Here is a 16530-nt window from a genome sequence, read left to right as displayed (position 1 = left end):
CCTCAGAGTCATGGCGACCGGATCCGTCGGTGCGCCTGGTCCTCGCCCCCGGCCGCCTCGACCGGGGCGGTGGGCCGGTCCGACCCACCACACCTCGACTCTAAGCCGTTCCCGCGGGGTTCGCGCCGCGCTCCCGCGGTGTCGGTCACCCGATGTCACCCGACGTCACGCGCGGGCGTGATCGGGCTGACCGCCGGGCGGGGATCGTGTGCCGCCCGGGGTACGTGACCCGGCGGTGCTCCGGATGTAGCCTCGAATCCAAGCGGCCCGCCCCAGGGCGGACGGAGACGAGGCCCGGGGGTGGTCGGATGCTGCGAGCCGTACGCGCACGGCGCATCGCCGCCGCCACGGCGTTCGGCGGCGGCGGCGTGACACTGGTGGGCGCGGGCGCCGTCGCCCTCCTCTACCTCCAGGCGCGACTGGCCCGACGCGCGGTCGGCGTCACCCGGTGGGACCGGCCCCGGGTCAACGGGGTCTACGGCGACGGCCCCGAACCGCCTCTGCGCATGCTCGTGCTGGGCGACTCCACGGCAGCCGGTTTCGCGGTCCCCGAGGCGGCGCAGACCCCGGGCGTGCTGCTGGCGGCGGGGATCGCGCGCGCGGCCGACCGGCCCGTGCGGCTGCGGTGCACCGCCTCTCCCGGCGCGACCTCGGCCGACCTCACCGGGCAGGCCGAACGCGCCGAGGCCTTCCACAAGGCCACCCGCTACGACGTGGCGGTCGTCTTCATCGGCGCCAACGACGTGATCCGCAGGGTACGCCCGGGCGACGCCGTCGACCAGTTGCGCGACCTCACCCGCCGTCTCGTCGGCCAGGGCACGGCGGTGGTCGTGGCGACCTGCCCGGACCTCGGCACGGTCCGCCCGATCGGCTGGCCGCTCCGATCGGTCGCGCGACGGGTCTCCCGGCAGCTCGCCGCCGCGCAGACCATCGCCGTCACCGAGGTGGGCGGGTACACGGTCTCCATGAGCGACCTGCTCTCCGACGACTTCCGGTCCGACCCCCACTCCATGTTCGGCCCCGACCGGTTCCATCCGTCGCGCTCGGATACGCCCAGGCGGTGTCCGCCGTCCTGCCCTCGGTGTGCGCCGCGCTCGGGCTGTTCCCCGGACTCGGCGAGCCCGAACGGTCCGAGGGCATCCTGCCGGTGGACCGCGCCGCGGTGATCGCCGCCGAGACCCCGGGCACAGAGGTCTCACGGATCCCCGTGGAGCCGACGGGCCGACGCGGACGGTGGGCTGCCCTCGTCCGGGCCCCCTTCCGCCAGCGCGCGCCCGGACGGGTCCGGCGGACGTCCCGACCGGGGCTGCCGCCGGGTGGCGGTCGGCCGAGACGGCCGGGCGGACCTCCCGCGACCGGGCGGACGGCACGGACGAAGCGCCAAGGCCGACCCCGGGTGGCGACGGCGAGGGACCGACATGTTAACTGGTCAGTAACAAGACGGGCCCCGGGGGTCGAGGCAGGCCAGGCCGCCCGGCCACGCGAGGGACCGGCACCGCAGCACCCCGACACCGAATGGGACGAAGCACATGCCCGAAGCAGTCATCGTCGCCACCGCGCGCTCCCCGATCGGCCGCGCCTTCAAGGGCTCCCTGAAGGACATCCGACCCGACGACCTGACCGCCCAGATCGTCGGCGCGGCCCTGGCCCAGGTCCCCGAGCTCGACCCCAAGGACATCGACGACCTCATGCTCGGCTGCGGTCTGCCCGGCGGCGAGCAGGGCTTCAACCTGGCCCGGATCGTCGCCGTCCAGCTCGGCCTCGACACCGTCCCGGGCACCACCGTGACGCGGTACTGCTCCTCGTCCCTCCAGACCACCCGCATGGCCTACCACGCGATCAAGGCGGGCGAGGGCGACGTGTTCGTCTCGGCCGGCGTGGAGACGGTCAGCCGCTTCGCCCACGGCAGCAGTGACAACCCGCAGAACGAGAACCCGCTCTTCGCCGACGCCAAGGCCCGCACGGAGAAGCGCGCCGAGGGCGGCGCCGAGACGTGGACCGACCCGCGCGAGGACGGCGACCTGCCCGACGCCTACATCGCGATGGGCCAGACCGCCGAGAACGTCGCCCAGATCGCCGGCGTCTCCCGCCAACGCCAGGACGAGTTCGCGGTCCGCTCGCAGAACCTCGCCGAGAAGTCCTCGGACAACGGTTTCTGGGAGCGTGAGATCACTCCGGTGACCCTCCCGGACGGCACCGTGGTCAGCACCGACGACGGCATCCGCCGCGGCACCACCTACGAGAAGGTCAGCGCGCTCAAGCCGGTGTTCCGGCCCGACGGCACGGTGACCGCGGGCAACGCCTGCCCCCTCAACGACGGCGCCGCCGCACTGGTCATCATGAGCGACACCCGGGCCGCCCAGCTGGGCGTCACCCCGCTGGCGCGCATCGTGTCCACTGGGGTCAGCGGCCTGAGCCCCGAGATCATGGGCCTGGGCCCGGTGGAGGCTTCCCGACAGGCGCTCGCCCGCGCCAACATGGCCATCGGCGACATCGACCTGGCGGAGATCAACGAGGCCTTCGCCGCACAGGTCCTGCCCTCCGCGGAGCGGCTCGGCATCGACATCGACGGCCAGCTCAACGTCAACGGCGGCGCCATCGCGGTCGGCCACCCGTTCGGCATGACCGGCGCCCGGATCACCGGCACGCTGCTCAACGGCCTGCGGTTCCACGACAGGACGTTCGGCCTGGAGACCATGTGCGTGGGCGGCGGCCAGGGCATGGCGGCCGTCTTCGAGCGCCTGAGCTGACATCGCGGGGCGACTCGGCCACTGCCGCCCGGACCCTCCCGCACGGTCCGGCGCGGCCGTTCCGCGGAGCGCGAGGACAGCCGCGCGGACAAACGATCTGCCTCCTGCAGGGTAAAAGCTGGTGACCGGGGCTTGTCCAGAACGTGATCCTGATGCAGTGTCGCAGGTAAGGTCACACGCCAACGCGCCGGAGGTGCCCATGTCGGTTACCCACTCGCCGGAGATCCACGCCAAGCTCGTCGAACGCGTCCCGGCCGTCACCGGCCGCGGGCTCCCCGAGTGGTTCGACGCCCTGGACAAGGGCCCGAGCCTGCTCCGCTGCTCGGCCCGTTCGAACTGGCTCGCCGACGAGTACAGCCTGCCCCACTGGTACGCCCAGGCGATCGTCACGGAGTACGAGCGCCGACGCCGCAACCGTTCGATTCCCACCCCTCGTCGCGACGGATCCTGACCCGTCCAGCGACGTGGCCCGCTGCCGGAGCCGCGTCCCACGGCGAAGGGGCCACCCCCGGGCAGAACCCGGGAGGCGGCCCCTCGCCACGTCCGACACCGCCGCCGTTACTCGGCGAAGATCGACTTGATGATCCAGAGCAGGCGCAGGATCTCGATGTAGAGCCAGACCAGCGACACGGTCAGGCCGAAGGCGAACTGCCAGGCGAACTTCGCGGGGATGCCCGCCTGGACGCCCTCCTCGATGCCGCGGAACTCGATCGCGAGCGTCAGGGCCGCGACGACCACGAGCACGAGGCCGACCACGAGGCCCAGCGGACTGGGCTCGCGCAGGCCGAGGCCGCCGGCGATGAAGAAGCTCAGCACGAAGTTGACGAGCAGGAGCACGAAGCGCCCAGGACCGCGAAGGTGACGGCCTTGACGAAGCCGTCGGTCACCTTGATGATCCGGAACTTGTACAGCGCCAGCATCACACCGAACACGGCGACGGTGCCGACCACGGCCTGGGAGACCAGGGAGGCACTCGCACCCCCGTCACCGGTGGTCACCGCCAACTGCGCGCCGAGCAGGGCCGACAGGCCACCGACGAACAGACCCTCCAGGGCCGAGTAGGTCAGGATCAGGCCGGCGCTGGTGCTCTGCTTGAAGCCGATGATCAGGCCCAGGACGAGACCGCCCAGGGCGCCGACCACGGTCAGCAGCAGGGCGAGACCCGGGTTGAAGCTGAAGAGGAAGTAGTTGACGACGCCCAGGACCGCGACGATCCCGAGCGACATGCCGGTGCGCACGACGACGTCGTCGATGGTCATCGGCTGGGCGTCGGCGCCCTGGACCGGACCCGCGGGGTATCCCTGATGCGGATATCCGGGCTGGCCGTAGCCCTGCTGGGGGTAGGTGGCCTGAGGGTACGGCTGGCCGTACCCCGGCTGACCATAACCCTGCTGGGGGTATCCCTGCTGCGGGTACGCCTGACCGTAGCCGGGCTGGGCGTAGCCGCCCGTGCCGGACTGCTTGAGCGCCCGCTTGAGGACGGGGTTGGAACTCCGCAACCTCATGTCTCGTCATGGCCTTTCACGCGTGGTTTGCTGCCCACACGGTAACGTACAGGCTTCCGCCGGGTTCCTGGGGCAGGTCACAAGTTCACACCGGGGGCGTGGCGCCCCGCCGGGGAGGGGTCGGAGCCCCGGCAGCGCGACGGCACGACGCGGGGCCGGCGCCCCCGCGTGGGAACACCGGCCACGGCGGCGTCGGCCGGATCAGTTCCGGGTGATCACCGAACGCGCCAGGAACAGCACGTTGGCCGGGCGCTCGGCGAGGCGGCGCATGTAGTAGCCGTACCACTCGTCGCCGTAGGGGACGTACACGCGCATCCGCCGGCCCTCGGCCGCCAGTCGGACCTGCTCGGCGTCGCGGATGCCGTAGAGCATCTGGTACTCGTACTGGTCCGCCGTGCGGCCGTTGGCCTTGGCCAGCTCACCGGCGATGGCCACCATGCGCGGATCGTGCGAGGCGACCATCGGGTAGCCGTCGCCCTCCATGAGGATGCGCAGCGCCCGCACGTAGGCCTTGTCGACCTCGGCCTTGTCCCGGTAGGCGACCGAGGCGGGCTCGTCGTAGGCGCCCTTGCACAGACGCACGCGCGAACCGGCGCCGCTCAGGTCGCGGCAGTCGGCCTCGGTGCGGTGCAGGTAGGCCTGCAGGACCGCGCCGACGCTCGGGAAGTCCTCACGCAGCTCACGCAGGATTCCCAGCGTGGAGTCGGTGGTGGTGTGGTCCTCCATGTCCAGCGTCACCGTGGTGCCGATCGCCGCCGCGGCCCCGGCGATTCGCCGGGCGTTGTCCAACGCGATCTTCTCGCCGTCCTGGTCGAGGAACTGACCGACCGCCGACAGTTTGACCGACACCTCGGCGCGCCCGCCCAGACCGGCCTCGCCCAGGGCTGCCAGCAAGTCCTCGTAGGCGGTCACCGTGGCGCTGGCCTGCGCCAGGTCGGTGGTGTCCTCGCCCAGGAAGTCGAGCGTGACGTACCGGTCGGCGGCCAGGTCGGCGACGGTGGGCAGGGCCTCGTCGAGGGAGGAGCCCGCGACGAACCGGGAGACCAGGCCCCGGGTGACGGGAGTGCGCTCGACGATCGTGCGACAGGTCTTGGACCTGGCGGCGAGCAGCAGGGACGTGCGAAGCATGGAGACCTCGAAGATGACGTGCGCGAGCCGGTCGGCTGGCGCGGACTGCGGTGACTGCCGGAGATGACCGGCCCACCGGTGAACTCCTCGGGGGGTGGCCCGCCCCGCGCGCCGGAGCGGCGGCGCGCGGACCGTGCTGACCGTGCGGGCGGACCCGACTAGTCCATGTGCGGGTAGGAGGAGGTCGTCGGGGCGACGAAGGTCTCCTTGATGGCGCGCGGACTGACCCAGCGCGACAGGTTCTGCGCCGAACCGGCCTTGTCGTTGGTACCGGAGGCGCGGCCGCCGCCGAACGGCTGCTGGCCCACGATGGAGCCGGTCGGCCGGTCGTTCACGTAGAAGTTGCCCGCGGTGAAGCGCAGCGCCTCGGTGGCCCTGGCGATCGCGGCACGGTCCTTGGCCAGGACGGCGCCGGTCAGAGCGTAGGCCGAACCCTGGTCGACGACGTCGAGGATCTCGTCGAACTTCTCGTCCTCATAGACGTGGACGGCGACGATCGGGCCGAAGTACTCGGTGCGGAACACGTCGTGGGAGGGGTCGGAGCCCTCGATCACGGTCGGACGGACGAAGTAGCCGACCGAGTCGTCGGCGGTGCCGCCCGCGATGATCGACAGGGTCGGGTCGGACTTGGCGTCCTCCAGGACCTTGGCGAGCTTGTCGAAGGCGCGGCGGTCGATGACGGCGCCGACGAAGTTCGACAGGTCGGTGACGTCGCCCATGCTGATCGCCTCGGTCTCGGCGACGAGATCGTCGCGGACCTTCTCCCACACCGAGCGGGCGACGAACGCGCGCGAGGCGGCCGAGCACTTCTGGCCCTGGTACTCGAAGGCGCCGCGGACGATCGCGGTGCGCAGGACCTCGGGGTCGGCGGAGGAGTGCGCGACGATGAAGTCCTTGCCGCCGGTCTCGCCGACGATGCGCGGGTAACTCCTGTAGTCGGAGATGTTCTCGCCGACGGTCTTCCACAGGTGCTGGAAGGTGCGGGTCGAACCGGTGAAGTGCACACCGGCCAGGTCCGGGTCGTTCAGGGCGACGTCGGAGACGGCCAGGCCGTCGCCGGTCACCATGTTGATGACGCCCGGGGGAAGACCGGCCTCCTCCAGCAGGCGCATCGTGAACTCTGCGGCGAACTGCTGCGTCGGGGACGGCTTCCACACGACCACGTTGCCCATGAGGGCCGGGGCCGTGGGCAGGTTGCCCGCGATGGCGGTGAAGTTGAAGGGCGTGATCGCGTAGACGAAGCCCTCCAGCGGTCGCTGCTCCATGCGGTTCCACACGCCGGGGACGCTCAGCGGCTGCTGCTCGATGAGCTGCCGCGCGTAGGAGACGTTGAAGCGCCAGAAGTCGATGAGCTCGCAGGCCGAGTCGATCTCCGCCTGCTGCACCGTCTTGGACTGGCCGAGCATGGTCGCGGCGTTGATCGTGGCGCGCCACCGGCCGGAGAGCAGTTCGGCGGCGCGCAGGATGATGGCGGCGCGGTCGTCGAAGGACATCGCGCGCCAGGCCGGGGCCGCGGCCTTGGCGGCGGCGATCGCGTCGCGGGCGTCGTCGTGGGTGGCGTTGCCCATGGTGCCCAGGACGGCGGCGTGGCGGTGCGGCTGCACGGCGTCGATGCGCTCGCCGCCACCCATGCGGCGCTCACCGGCGATGTACATCGGCAGGTCGATGCCCTCCCGACCGAGTGCGTCGAGTTCGGCGACGAGCTCGGCGCGCTCAGCGCTGCCGGGCGCGTACGACAGAACGGGTTCGTTCTTCGGCAGCGGGACGTTGGTCACGGCGTCCATGGGCACCTCCCTGGGAAGTCTGTCCCTGTTCCGCACAGGGTTGATCTGATTCAACGCTCTCAGAACCAACGTATGGGAACCTTGTGGGACAGGCCACTCTTTGCCCGGCTTGTTTGTCCAATGGGACAAAATGGGGGTCATATGAACACAGACGCCCCATATTCCGGACCGATCCGCCCCGGAGACGACGACCTTCGCCTGCCCGTGGCGCGACACGACGTCATACCTGGTCATCCTGGTGAGGGTGAGGCGGGGGCGTCGGGGATCCCCTTGCGGAGGCTCCTCCTCGTCGTGGGCGATCCGGTGATGGACGTCGCGGCGGCCCCCGCCGGGTTGGATGTCCAGGTGGACAACGTCGTCATCCTCGATCCGGAGGACCGCGCCGAGGCCCGGTCGGGGGACCTCGTGCTGCTGATCGGCGCCCGCGGAGGCGCCGCCCGCAGGCTCGTACGGGCGCTCGCCGAACGGGGCGCGACGGCGGTGGCGGTCAAGACGAGCCGCCACGCCCCGCCCGAGGAGGTGCTGCCGCCGCCCGCGGGCTCACGGGGGCCCCGCCCCTACCGCTCCGGGGTCAAGGACGAGTTGGCCGCCCTGCGCGCGGAGGCCGAGGACGCCGGAATCGCGCTGCTCGCGGTACGTCCCGAGGTGCGCTGGGACCAGTTGCAGTCGGTGTGCCAGAACATCGTCGACGACGCCCGGCCCTCCCACTCCGAGGACCCGGGCGAGACCTCCGGCGACCTGTTCTCCATGGCGCAGACGATCGCGCGGTTGACCAACGGGCTGGTGGCCATCGAGGACTCGGCGAGCCGGGTGCTGGCCTACTCGTCCGGTTCCGAGGTGGACGAACTGCGCCGCCTGTCCGTCCTGGGCCGCCGGGGCCCGGAGCCCTACCTGGCGCTGTTGCGGGAGTGGGGGGTGTTCACCAAGCTACGCTCGGGCGAGGAGGTCGTGCGCATCGACGAACGCCCCGACCTGGGCATCCGCCGACGCTTGGCGGTGGGCATCCACGCGGGTCGCCAGCCGTTGGGCTCGATCTGGGTGCAGGAGGGGTCGGAGCCGCTGGCCGAGCACGCCGAGGAGGCGCTGCTGGGCGCGGCGCGCACGACCGCGCTGCACATGATCCGGCAGCGGACCCAGGCCAGCGCGGGGCTGCGCCTGCGGGAGGATCTGCTGTCGAGCCTGTTGGAGGGGCGAATCGACGCGAGCGCGCTGGCCGACACGGTGAAGGTGCACGCCGACCGCGGGGCGCTGGTCGTGGCGTTCTCCCTCACCCAGCAGTCGGCGCCGACCGCCGACGCGGAGGCGCACGGCGAGGAGCGCCCAGAACGGCCCGGGCCGCCTGACCGGCCCGAACGCGAACTGCGGCGCCGCCAGCTCATCGACCTGGTGTCAGTGCACACCGCCGCCTACCGGCGCAGCGCGCTGGTGACCGAGCTGGGCGGACGGGTGTACGTGCTCCTACCCGATCTCGTGCGGGGCCGTGAAGGGTGGCGAGGCGTGGAGCAGTCGGTGCTCGCGCTGACCCGCAAGACCGTGGCGGCGGCGCGCGCGGCCCTGGACCTGGAGGTGCAGGCGGCCGTGGGATCGTTGGTGGAGCGGTTGGGCGAGGTCCCCGACTCCCGTGCGGAGGCGGACCGGGTGCTGGACGCGATGGGTCGCGACCTGGACCGGGGCCTTGACTGGGAGGTCGCCACCATCTCCGACGTGCGTTCGCGGGTGTTGATCAGTGAGACCCTGGCCCATCTGCGGGAGGACCCGTCGCTGCGCGATCCCCGGGTGAGCCGCCTGATCGAGCACGACCGCTCGGGCGGCGCCGACCTGGTGACCTCGCTGCTGGCCTACCTGGAGGCGTTCGGGGACGCGCGTGCTGCGGCGGCGCGGCTGCACATCCACCCGAACACCCTGCGGTACCGGGTACGGCGGGCCGCCACGGTGAGCGGCATCGACCTGGGCGACCCGGGCGAGCGGCTCTTCACTCAGCTCCAGTTGCTGATGGAGCACCACGGGCCGACCCGCTGACCGCCGCGGCCCGTGCCGAGCCCGCGAGGCCGGGTGAGCACAGCGAGAGGGCGTACGGGGATCTACAGGAGAAGCCGAGCCGCCAGCGAGGAACGAGCCAGGCGAAGGCGACGACGAAGAACCCCGTTCTCCACGTCCCGAGCGGCGCGCCGAGCCCGCGAGGCCGGGTGAGCACAGTACCCCCGGTCGGACTCGAACCGACACTTGTGACCCTTTTAGGGGGCCTGCCTCTTCCATTGGGCTACGAGGGCGAGCCCATCATACCGGCCGGGGTGATTGCCCACTTTGACTCGGCTTGGCCGGATGGGGACACGAAACGGCCGGCTTCCCCTGGGAAACCGGCCGTTCCGTGCGCGTGCCCGCGGGTCAGCTGACGCGGCGCAGGTGACCGTCCTGGACGATCTGCGGCGCGCTGGCCTCCTCGAAGGCGTGCCGCGGCTCGATCATCTCCGGCAGCGCGGCGAAGTCGCGGCGCAGCAGGAAGGCGAGCGTCCAGTCGGCCAGCACCCGCATCTTGCGGTTGAAGGTCGGAACGGCGTACAGGTGGTAGGCGCGGTGCGCGTACCAGGCGAGGCGGCCGTTGAGCTTGATCTTCCCGAACAGCTGGGCCGCACCCTTGTGCAGGCCGAGCCCGGCGACGGCGCCGAGGTTCCTGTGGCGGTAGGCCTTGAGCTTGCCGCCGCGCAGGGTGGCGACGACGTTGTCGGCGAGCACGGGGGCCTGGCGGACAGCGTTCTGGGCGTTGGGCGGGTAGTAGCCGCCGTTGCCGTCGGGCACCTGGGCGTTGTCACCGCCGGCGAAGGCGTTCTCCACACCGTTGACGGTGAGGTGCTCGCTGGTGTCGACGTGGCCCTTGGGGCCGAGCGGCAGGTCGCTGGCCTCGACGACCGGGCTGGGCTTGACGCCCGCCGTCCACACCAGGGTGCCCGCGTCGAACTCGGTGCCGTCGCTGAGCTTGACGCGCTGGTCGGTGGCCGACTCCAGGAAGGTCTTGAGCCGGACGTCGATGCCGCGCTGGCGCAGCTGGTTGAGCGCCTTGGTGCCGACCTCGGGGCCGACCTCGGGCAGGATCTTGTCGGCCGCCTCGATGAGGTAGAACTGGACGTCATCCAGGCCGATCGAGCTGTACATCCGGACCGCGTCGCGGACCAGGTCCTCCAACTCGGCGATGGCCTCGGCCCCGGCGAAACCGCCGCCGACGAAGACGAAGCGGAGCGCCTTGGCGCGGACTTCGGCGTCGTCGGTGGAGTCGGCGATGGCGAGCTGGTTGAGGACGTGGTTGCGGAGGTAGGTGGCCTCCTCGACGGTCTTGATGCCGATGCCCCACTCGGCCAGGCCCGGGATGGGTAGCGTGCGCGAGACCGCGCCGGCGGCCAGCACGATCTGGTCGTAGCGCAGGGTCTCGGGCTCACCCACGTTGGGCTCGTAGCGGACGGTGCGCTCGGCGTGGTCGATGCGCACGACCCGGCCGCCGAGGACGCGGACCCGGTCGAAGACCTTGCGCAGGGGCACCACCACGTGGCGCGGGGAGATGTTGCCGGCCGCGGTCTCGGGCAGGAACGGCTGGTAGGTCATGTAGGAGTTCGGGTCGATGACGGTGATGCGGGCCTCACCGGGACCGAGCTTCCTCTCCAGCCGCCTCGCGGTGTACATCCCGAGGTAACCGCCGCCGACGATGAGCACGTGCGGGATCTCCGCCTCGTCCCCTCCGCCGTGTACCAGTCGGTAGTTCCTGCTCTCGGTCATCGCATATCCGCCCTAACGGTGTTCTGTGGCGCCCTTGCCCAGGGCGAAGAAGAATGTCACGGTGCTCGGTCGCCCCGTCGAGACGCCCGTTCAGGCCCTGGCGGAGACCTTCGGCGCGTGACGACCCCGTTGCTTGTGCATTCTTTCACAAGCACGTACCGGCAGAGAAGGTTCACAGCCGTTCACCTTCCCAACACTTTCCCACCCACGTCCGTGACGTCTGCGCAGGTCAGAAGAGTTGTGAATGCTTTCACAAGGCCAGCCCGGGTGACACGTCTCACCCGGACGAGCAGGTCAGGGGATTCGCGCTCCCCTCCCCCCGTGCCCGTTCGGGCACCGCCTACACGACCAGACTCCAGGCGACCCCGTCCAGGATGTCGTGCTCACTCGCCGTGAAGCAGTCCGCGCCCGTGCGCGCCAGGACCCGGGACAGCACCAGCGCGCCCGCACCGATCACGTCCACCCTGCCGGGGTGCATGACACCGATCCGCGCCCGCTCGGCGTGATGGGAACGCAGGAGTTCGTCCGTGATGCGCCCCAGGTCGGCGACGTCCACCCGCGTGTGGTGGATCCGTTCGGAGTCGTACTCGGGCAGGCCGAGGGCGATCCCCGCGACCGTGGTCGCGGTCCCGGCCACGCACACCACCGAACCGGCCTCCCGCAGCGGAACGACCTTCTCCACCTCGTCGAGCGCGGCGTCGATGTCCGCCGTGGCCGCCGCGACCTGTTCGGCGGTCGGCGGGTCGTCGCGCAGGTGCCGCTCGGTCATCCGCACGCACCCGACGTCCACCGACAGCGACGCCCGCACCAGCTCGCCGTCCGGGCCGCCCTCGCCGCCGAGGACGAACTCGGTGGACCCGCCGCCGATGTCGACCACCAGGAACGGCGGCGTGAACCCGTCGTCCTCCGCCTCGGCCTCGAACTCGGCTGTGGCTCCCACGAAGGACAGCTCCGCCTCGTCCAGCCCGGTGACCACCTCGGGTTCGACCCCGATGATCTCCTTCACCCCGTCGACGAACACCTGGCGGTTGCTCGCGTCCCGGGTCGCACTGGTCGCCACCATGCGGACCGTGTCCGGACCCAACTCGATGCCGTACGCACGGATCGCCTCCGCGTAGCCGCGCAGCGCGTCGAAGGTGCGCTCCAGGGCCTGGGGCGCGAACGCCCCCGTCTGGTCGACGCCCTCACCCAGACGGACGATCTCCATCCGCCGGTCGACGTCGACCACCTGGACCTCGTCGCCGTCCACGTGCACGACCTCGGCCACCAGCAGCCGGATCGAGTTGGTTCCGCAGTCGATGGCCGCGACACCGCTCATGACCTGTTCCCTTCCTCGGGCCCGTCCTCGTCCACGCACACACACGGCCCCCGGTCCCACCAGTCCGGGAGCTCCTTCAGCGTCTCGGCCCCGAACGGGTTGCCCCCCGGCTCCGCCAGCTCGTGGGCGACCAGCGCGTGCAGGCACTTGACCCGGGTCGGCATACCCCCGGTGCTCTGCATCCCCGCGGGCAGCGGCTCCACCCCGTCGAGCCGCGCCTGCTCGTCGCGCTGGGCCAGGTAGGACTCGTGCGCCCTGGTGTAGGCCGCCTGGAGCTCGGGGTCCTCGCCCAGGCGTTCCTGCATCGCGCGCATGCGACCCTCGTTCTCCAGCCGACCGATGGCGGAGGCCGCGCGCGGGCAGGTCAGGTAGTACAGCGTCGGGAACGGTTCACCGCTCTCCAGACGCGGCGCGGTGCGGACCACATCGGGCAGACCGCACGGGCACCGGTGGGCGACCGCGCGCACCCCTCGCGGCGTGCGGCCCAGTTGGCGTTCGACGGCGGCGACGTCGCGCGCCGCGACCGGGCCCTGCGGCGGCCGGTCCTCACCCTCGCTCGGGGCGTTCTCGTGGTGCCCGGGAGCGGGCCGATCTGCGCAAGTCATGACGGACTCCAGCCTATGGCACTGGGCGATCCGCGACTCCGGCCCGTCGGTCAGGTACCCGCGTCCGGCTCCGGGCCGTCCGCCTCCACGACCGAGCGCCACAGCGTCTCGAACCACGGCTCCGACGGCGGCGACGCGGGGCCGTCCTCGTCCTCGTCCTCGCGGCTGATGACGATGTAGGTGATCTCGTCGGGGTACTGGTAGTGGAGGCGGGTGCGCGCCTCGTCCTCCACGTACCCGTCCCGCGTGAGCTCCTCCTCCCGCCGTTGGAGGGCGTGCACGTCCTCCTCCATGCGGGCGCGCTCGTCCTGGAGCTGCGCGATCTGCGAGCGCTGCAGGACGTACTCGCGCAGGGGGTAGGCCAGGCTGAGCGCGATCACGCACACGACCAGGGCCAGGATGGCCGCGCGGCTGGTGAGCATGGGCCGCACCCGGCGGGTGCGGCCCCCGCTCGGCCTCGGCGTCCCCGCGCTCCGAGCACCCCGGCGATCCGACCCGTCGGCTCTGGTGGCCTTCGTCGTCTTTGGGGGCGGCTGTTTGGATTCGCGGGACACTGGGGCAGACTAGCCGCGGTCGGCGAACCTCGGGAAGGCCGACACGCCCGCGTACACGGCGGCGTCGTCGAGCTCCTCCTCGATCCGCAGCAGCTGGTTGTACTTCGCGACGCGCTCGCTGCGGGCCGGGGCTCCGGTCTTGATCTGGCCGGCGTTGGTGGCCACGGCGATGTCGGCGATGGTGGTGTCCTCGGTCTCACCGGAGCGGTGGCTGATCATCGCCGTGTAGCCGCTGCGCTGGGCGAGGCTGACCGCGTCCAGGGTCTCGGTGAGCGTGCCGATCTGGTTGACCTTCACGAGCAGCGAGTTGGCGGTGTCGGCGTCGATGCCGCGCTTGATCCGCTCGGGGTTGGTGACGAACAGGTCGTCGCCGACCAGCTGCACCTTGCCGCCCAGCGCGGCGGTGAGGCGCTTCCAGCCCTCCCAGTCCTCCTCGTCGAGCGGGTCCTCGATCGAGACGAGCGGGTAGTCGGCGACCAGTTCGGCGTAGTAGGCGGCCATCTCCTCGGACGTGCGCGGCTTGCCCTCGAAGGTGTACACGCCGTCGGCGTACAGCTCGGTGGCGGCCACGTCCAGGGCCAGGGCGATGTCCTCGCCGGGGGTGTAGCCGGCCTTCGTGATCGCCTCGACGATGAGGTCGAGTGCGGCGCGGTTGCTGTCCAGGTTCGGGGCGAAGCCGCCCTCGTCGCCCACACCGGTGCCCAGGCCGTGGGACTTGAGGACCGACTTGAGGGAGTGGTAGACCTCCGCGCCCCAGCGCACGGCCTCGGAGAAGGTGGCCGCGCCGATCGGCGCGATCATGAACTCCTGGATGTCGACGTTGCTGTCGGCGTGGGCGCCGCCGTTGAGGATGTTCATCATCGGCACGGGCAGCACGTGCGCGTTCGGCCCGCCGATGTAGCGGAACAGCGGCAGCCCGGCCTCGTCGGCGGCGGCCTTGGCCACGGCCAGCGAGACGCCGAGGATGGCGTTGGCGCCGATCCGCGACTTGTCGGGCGTGCCGTCCAGGTCGATGAGCGCACGGTCGATGAGGCGCTGCTCGTCGGCGTCGCTGCCCAGCAGCGCGCCGGTGACCTCGTCGTTGACGGCGCGGACGGCCTTCTCCACGCCCTTGCCGCCGTACCGCTCGCCGCCGTCACGCAGCTCGACGGCCTCGAACTGCCCGGTGGAGGCGCCGCTGGGGACACCCGCGCGCGCGAAGGTGCCGTCGTCGAGCAGGACCTCGACCTCGACTGTCGGGTTGCCCCGGGAATCGAGGATCTCCCGCGCCTGGACTGACTCGATGGACGCCACGGTCACTCTCCGTATCTTGGTTGGTCGGACCACTGGTTCTGGACCCGACACGAGGGTAGCGACCCCCTGACCGGCGTCGCTCGCCCACCCGGGCGCAATGGTCTAGACCCTCGCGGTCGGAGGGCCGCCGCGCGAAGCAGCGGACGCTCCGGCACGCCTTACGGACATCCGACAACACCGCGCCTATAGTTGCGGGAACGGCGAACCTCCCCTCTCGGGCCGGGCGCGGCCGCTCCCCGCGGGCGCCGCTCCCCTCACGTGGACGGCGAGACGGCACGACGACATGGACAACCCTCGCAGCGAGACGAACGACTCCCACCGGGCGCTGCCGCCCGTCCGCCAGAGATCGGCGGAACTGCGCCTGCTCGTCCCGGCCCTGGTGACCGGCGCGGCCGGCCTGGTCACCGCGTCGCTCTCGCTGACCTCCGGGGTCGAACCCTCCGTCATCGTCGCCGCCGTCGTGGTCAGCGCGGGCGCGGTCGCGCTGCACGTCCTGCTCCGGTTCCTCGCCCCCTACGCCGACCCCGTGATCCTGCCGCTGGCCACGGTCCTCAACGCGCTCGGCCTCACCATGATCTGGGCCCTCCAGATGGCCGAGGCCGAGCCCGCCCACGGCGACGCCGACCGACAGCTCATGTGGACGGTCGTGGGCATGCTCCTGTGCGGGGCCACGATCGTTCTGGTGCGCCAGCCACGCCGCCTCACCATGTACACCTACGTCATCGCCGTGGCGGCGCTGCTGCTGCTCCTGCTGCCGCTCTCGCCCCTGGGGATCGAGGTGCTGGGGGCGCGCCGGTGGATCGGGATCGGCCCGTTCACCATGCAGCCGTCGGAGTTCGCCAAAGTCCTGCTGGTCATCTTCCTCGCCTCCTACCTGGGGCGGCGGCGCGAGGTCATGTCCCTGGTCACGCGCACGGTCAGGGTGGGCCGGACCAAGGTGTTCAGCGTCCCCCGCGCCCGGGACCTGGCCCCCATGGCGGTCGGTTGGGGCATGGCGATCCTGCTGCTGGTGGGCACCCGCGACCTGGGCACGTCGCTTCTGCTGTTCGGCACCTTCCTGGCCGTCCTGTACGCCGCGACCTCGCGCAAGTCGTGGGTGGCCATCGGCCTCGTCGCCTTCGCCGCCGGGGCCTACGTCGCCTACCTGCTGTTCGGGCACGTGCGCAACCGCGTGGAGATCTGGCTGAACGCCTTCGACCCCGACGTCTACGGGCGACCGGGCGGCAGCTTCCAGGTGGTCGAGGGCATGTTCGCGCTGGCCAACGGAGGCGTGCTCGGCACCGGCTTCGACGGGGGGTTCGCGCAGGAGGTCTTCGCCGCCGACAGCGACCTCATCCTGGTCTCGATCGGCGAGAAGCTGGGGCTGACCGGCCTCCTGGCCGTTCTGGCGCTGCTGTTCCTGCTCGCCGAACGGGGCTTCCGGATCGCGCTGGGCTGCCGCGACGTCTTCCTCAAACTCACCGCGCTGGGGTACGCGTTCCTCCTGGCCTTCAACGTCTTCATCGTCCTGGGCGGCGCCACCCTGGTCATCCCGCTCACCGGCATGACCACGCCGTTCCTGTCCGCGGGCGGGTCGGCGCTGATGGCCAACTGGGTGATCGTCGGCCTGTGGCTGGTCATCAGCGAACGGGCGCGCCGCCCCCAGGAGACCTTCACCGCGGGCCACGCGCCCGGCGACGCCGCCACGGAGGTCATCGACCTGCGCCGTGCCCGGCCCCGCCGGCACGAGGGGTGAGCCACCGCCGGCCCGGGGACGTCGGCCCACCCCGGGTGCGGTGCGCGACGTGCGCGCGCCCACGCTCCACCAACGGGACCGCGGCGCCGACGT

The 16530-nt window shown here is 71.5% G+C and carries 11 protein-coding genes, 1 tRNA gene and 2 pseudogenes; 5 read left to right on the top strand and 9 right to left on the bottom strand.

Annotated features, from left to right (window positions below; all coding sequences use genetic code 11):
• Positions 1–308 precede the first annotated feature (308 nt).
• The 3 genes and pseudogenes from BJF83_RS07235 to BJF83_RS07225 form a co-directional block, all read left to right on the top strand.
• Positions 309–1345: pseudogene (locus BJF83_RS07235) on the top strand (SGNH/GDSL hydrolase family protein); the annotation flags it as partial.
• A 184-nt stretch (positions 1346–1529) separates the two neighbouring features.
• Positions 1530–2750, top strand: a complete 1221-nt coding sequence (locus BJF83_RS07230; RefSeq protein WP_075925686.1) for an acetyl-CoA C-acetyltransferase — start codon at positions 1530–1532, stop codon at positions 2748–2750.
• Between the two features lie 199 nt (positions 2751–2949).
• Positions 2950–3201, top strand: a complete 252-nt coding sequence (locus BJF83_RS07225; RefSeq protein WP_075925685.1) for a DUF4287 domain-containing protein — start codon at positions 2950–2952, stop codon at positions 3199–3201.
• Positions 3202–3308: 107 nt separating this feature from the next.
• Here BJF83_RS07225 and BJF83_RS07220 read toward each other — a convergent pair.
• From BJF83_RS07220 to pruA, 3 genes and pseudogenes are all read right to left on the bottom strand, one after another.
• Positions 3309–4255, bottom strand: a pseudogene (locus BJF83_RS07220) (Bax inhibitor-1/YccA family protein).
• A gap of 201 nt (positions 4256–4456) precedes the next feature.
• Entirely contained in the window at positions 4457–5383 is a 927-nt protein-coding gene (locus tag BJF83_RS07215; protein WP_075925684.1) for a proline dehydrogenase family protein, read from the bottom strand.
• Positions 5384–5541: 158 nt separating this feature from the next.
• A complete protein-coding gene (gene pruA / locus BJF83_RS07210) occupies positions 5542–7167 on the bottom strand; it encodes an L-glutamate gamma-semialdehyde dehydrogenase (RefSeq protein WP_075925683.1) in 1626 nt (541 codons plus the stop codon).
• 306 nt (positions 7168–7473) lie between these two features.
• Here pruA and BJF83_RS07205 point away from each other — a divergent pair, with 306 nt between their 5' ends.
• Positions 7474–9186, top strand: coding sequence for a helix-turn-helix domain-containing protein (locus BJF83_RS07205; protein ID WP_394329307.1), 1713 nt, complete (start codon positions 7474–7476; stop codon positions 9184–9186).
• A gap of 177 nt (positions 9187–9363) precedes the next feature.
• On the opposite strand, the gene BJF83_RS07200 is transcribed toward BJF83_RS07205, so the two are convergent.
• The 6 genes from BJF83_RS07200 to eno form a co-directional block, all read right to left on the bottom strand.
• Positions 9364–9437, bottom strand: a tRNA-Leu gene (locus BJF83_RS07200).
• Between the two features lie 115 nt (positions 9438–9552).
• Positions 9553–10932: an NAD(P)/FAD-dependent oxidoreductase gene (locus BJF83_RS07195; RefSeq protein ID WP_075925682.1), complete on the bottom strand. Its 1380-nt coding sequence runs from the start codon at positions 10930–10932 to the stop codon at positions 9553–9555.
• Between the two features lie 340 nt (positions 10933–11272).
• Positions 11273–12250 (bottom strand): Ppx/GppA phosphatase family protein, encoded by a 978-nt coding sequence (locus tag BJF83_RS07190; RefSeq protein WP_075925681.1) that lies wholly within the window; start codon positions 12248–12250, stop codon positions 11273–11275.
• Complete coding sequence (locus BJF83_RS07185; RefSeq protein WP_075925719.1) at positions 12247–12855, bottom strand: DUF501 domain-containing protein; 609 nt, start codon at positions 12853–12855, stop codon at positions 12247–12249. Before BJF83_RS07185 ends, BJF83_RS07190 begins: the two co-directional genes overlap by 4 nt.
• Positions 12856–12905: 50 nt before the next feature.
• Positions 12906–13277 carry a septum formation initiator family protein gene (locus tag BJF83_RS07180; protein ID WP_075925680.1) on the bottom strand — a complete coding sequence of 124 codons (372 nt, stop codon included), beginning with the start codon at positions 13275–13277 and terminating at the stop codon, positions 12906–12908.
• A 141-nt stretch (positions 13278–13418) separates the two neighbouring features.
• On the bottom strand, positions 13419–14702 hold the full coding sequence (eno, locus tag BJF83_RS07175; RefSeq protein WP_075925718.1) for a phosphopyruvate hydratase: 1284 nt from the start codon (positions 14700–14702) through the stop codon (positions 13419–13421).
• 283 nt (positions 14703–14985) lie between these two features.
• Here eno and BJF83_RS07170 point away from each other — a divergent pair, with 283 nt between their 5' ends.
• Entirely contained in the window at positions 14986–16437 is a 1452-nt protein-coding gene (locus BJF83_RS07170; protein ID WP_075925679.1) for an FtsW/RodA/SpoVE family cell cycle protein, read from the top strand.
• Positions 16438–16530: the final 93 nt, after the last annotated feature.

The sequence above is a fragment of the Nocardiopsis sp. CNR-923 genome (assembly GCF_001942255.1).
Taxonomy (GTDB): Bacteria; Actinomycetota; Actinomycetes; order Streptosporangiales; family Streptosporangiaceae; genus Nocardiopsis.
Note: the sequence above shows the minus strand (reverse complement) of the source record. Positions and strands in the feature narration are given on the sequence as shown.

What these genes read in the sequence shown, in the direction of transcription:
- BJF83_RS07195 (WP_075925682.1), bottom strand. Translation starts at nt 10,932, where the DNA reads ATGACCGAGAGCAGGAACTACCGACTGGTACACGGCGGAGGGGACGAG.
- BJF83_RS07230 (WP_075925686.1), top strand. Translation starts at nt 1,530, where the DNA reads ATGCCCGAAGCAGTCATCGTCGCCACCGCGCGCTCCCCGATCGGCCGC.
- BJF83_RS07185 (WP_075925719.1), bottom strand. Translation starts at nt 12,855, where the DNA reads ATGACTTGCGCAGATCGGCCCGCTCCCGGGCACCACGAGAACGCCCCG.
- BJF83_RS07170 (WP_075925679.1), top strand. Translation starts at nt 14,986, where the DNA reads ATGGACAACCCTCGCAGCGAGACGAACGACTCCCACCGGGCGCTGCCG.
- BJF83_RS07190 (WP_075925681.1), bottom strand. Translation starts at nt 12,250, where the DNA reads ATGAGCGGTGTCGCGGCCATCGACTGCGGAACCAACTCGATCCGGCTG.
- BJF83_RS07225 (WP_075925685.1), top strand. Translation starts at nt 2,950, where the DNA reads ATGTCGGTTACCCACTCGCCGGAGATCCACGCCAAGCTCGTCGAACGC.
- BJF83_RS07180 (WP_075925680.1), bottom strand. Translation starts at nt 13,277, where the DNA reads ATGCTCACCAGCCGCGCGGCCATCCTGGCCCTGGTCGTGTGCGTGATC.
- BJF83_RS07215 (WP_075925684.1), bottom strand. Translation starts at nt 5,383, where the DNA reads ATGCTTCGCACGTCCCTGCTGCTCGCCGCCAGGTCCAAGACCTGTCGC.
- BJF83_RS07205 (WP_394329307.1), top strand. Translation starts at nt 7,474, where the DNA reads ATGGACGTCGCGGCGGCCCCCGCCGGGTTGGATGTCCAGGTGGACAAC.
- pruA (WP_075925683.1), bottom strand. Translation starts at nt 7,167, where the DNA reads ATGGACGCCGTGACCAACGTCCCGCTGCCGAAGAACGAACCCGTTCTG.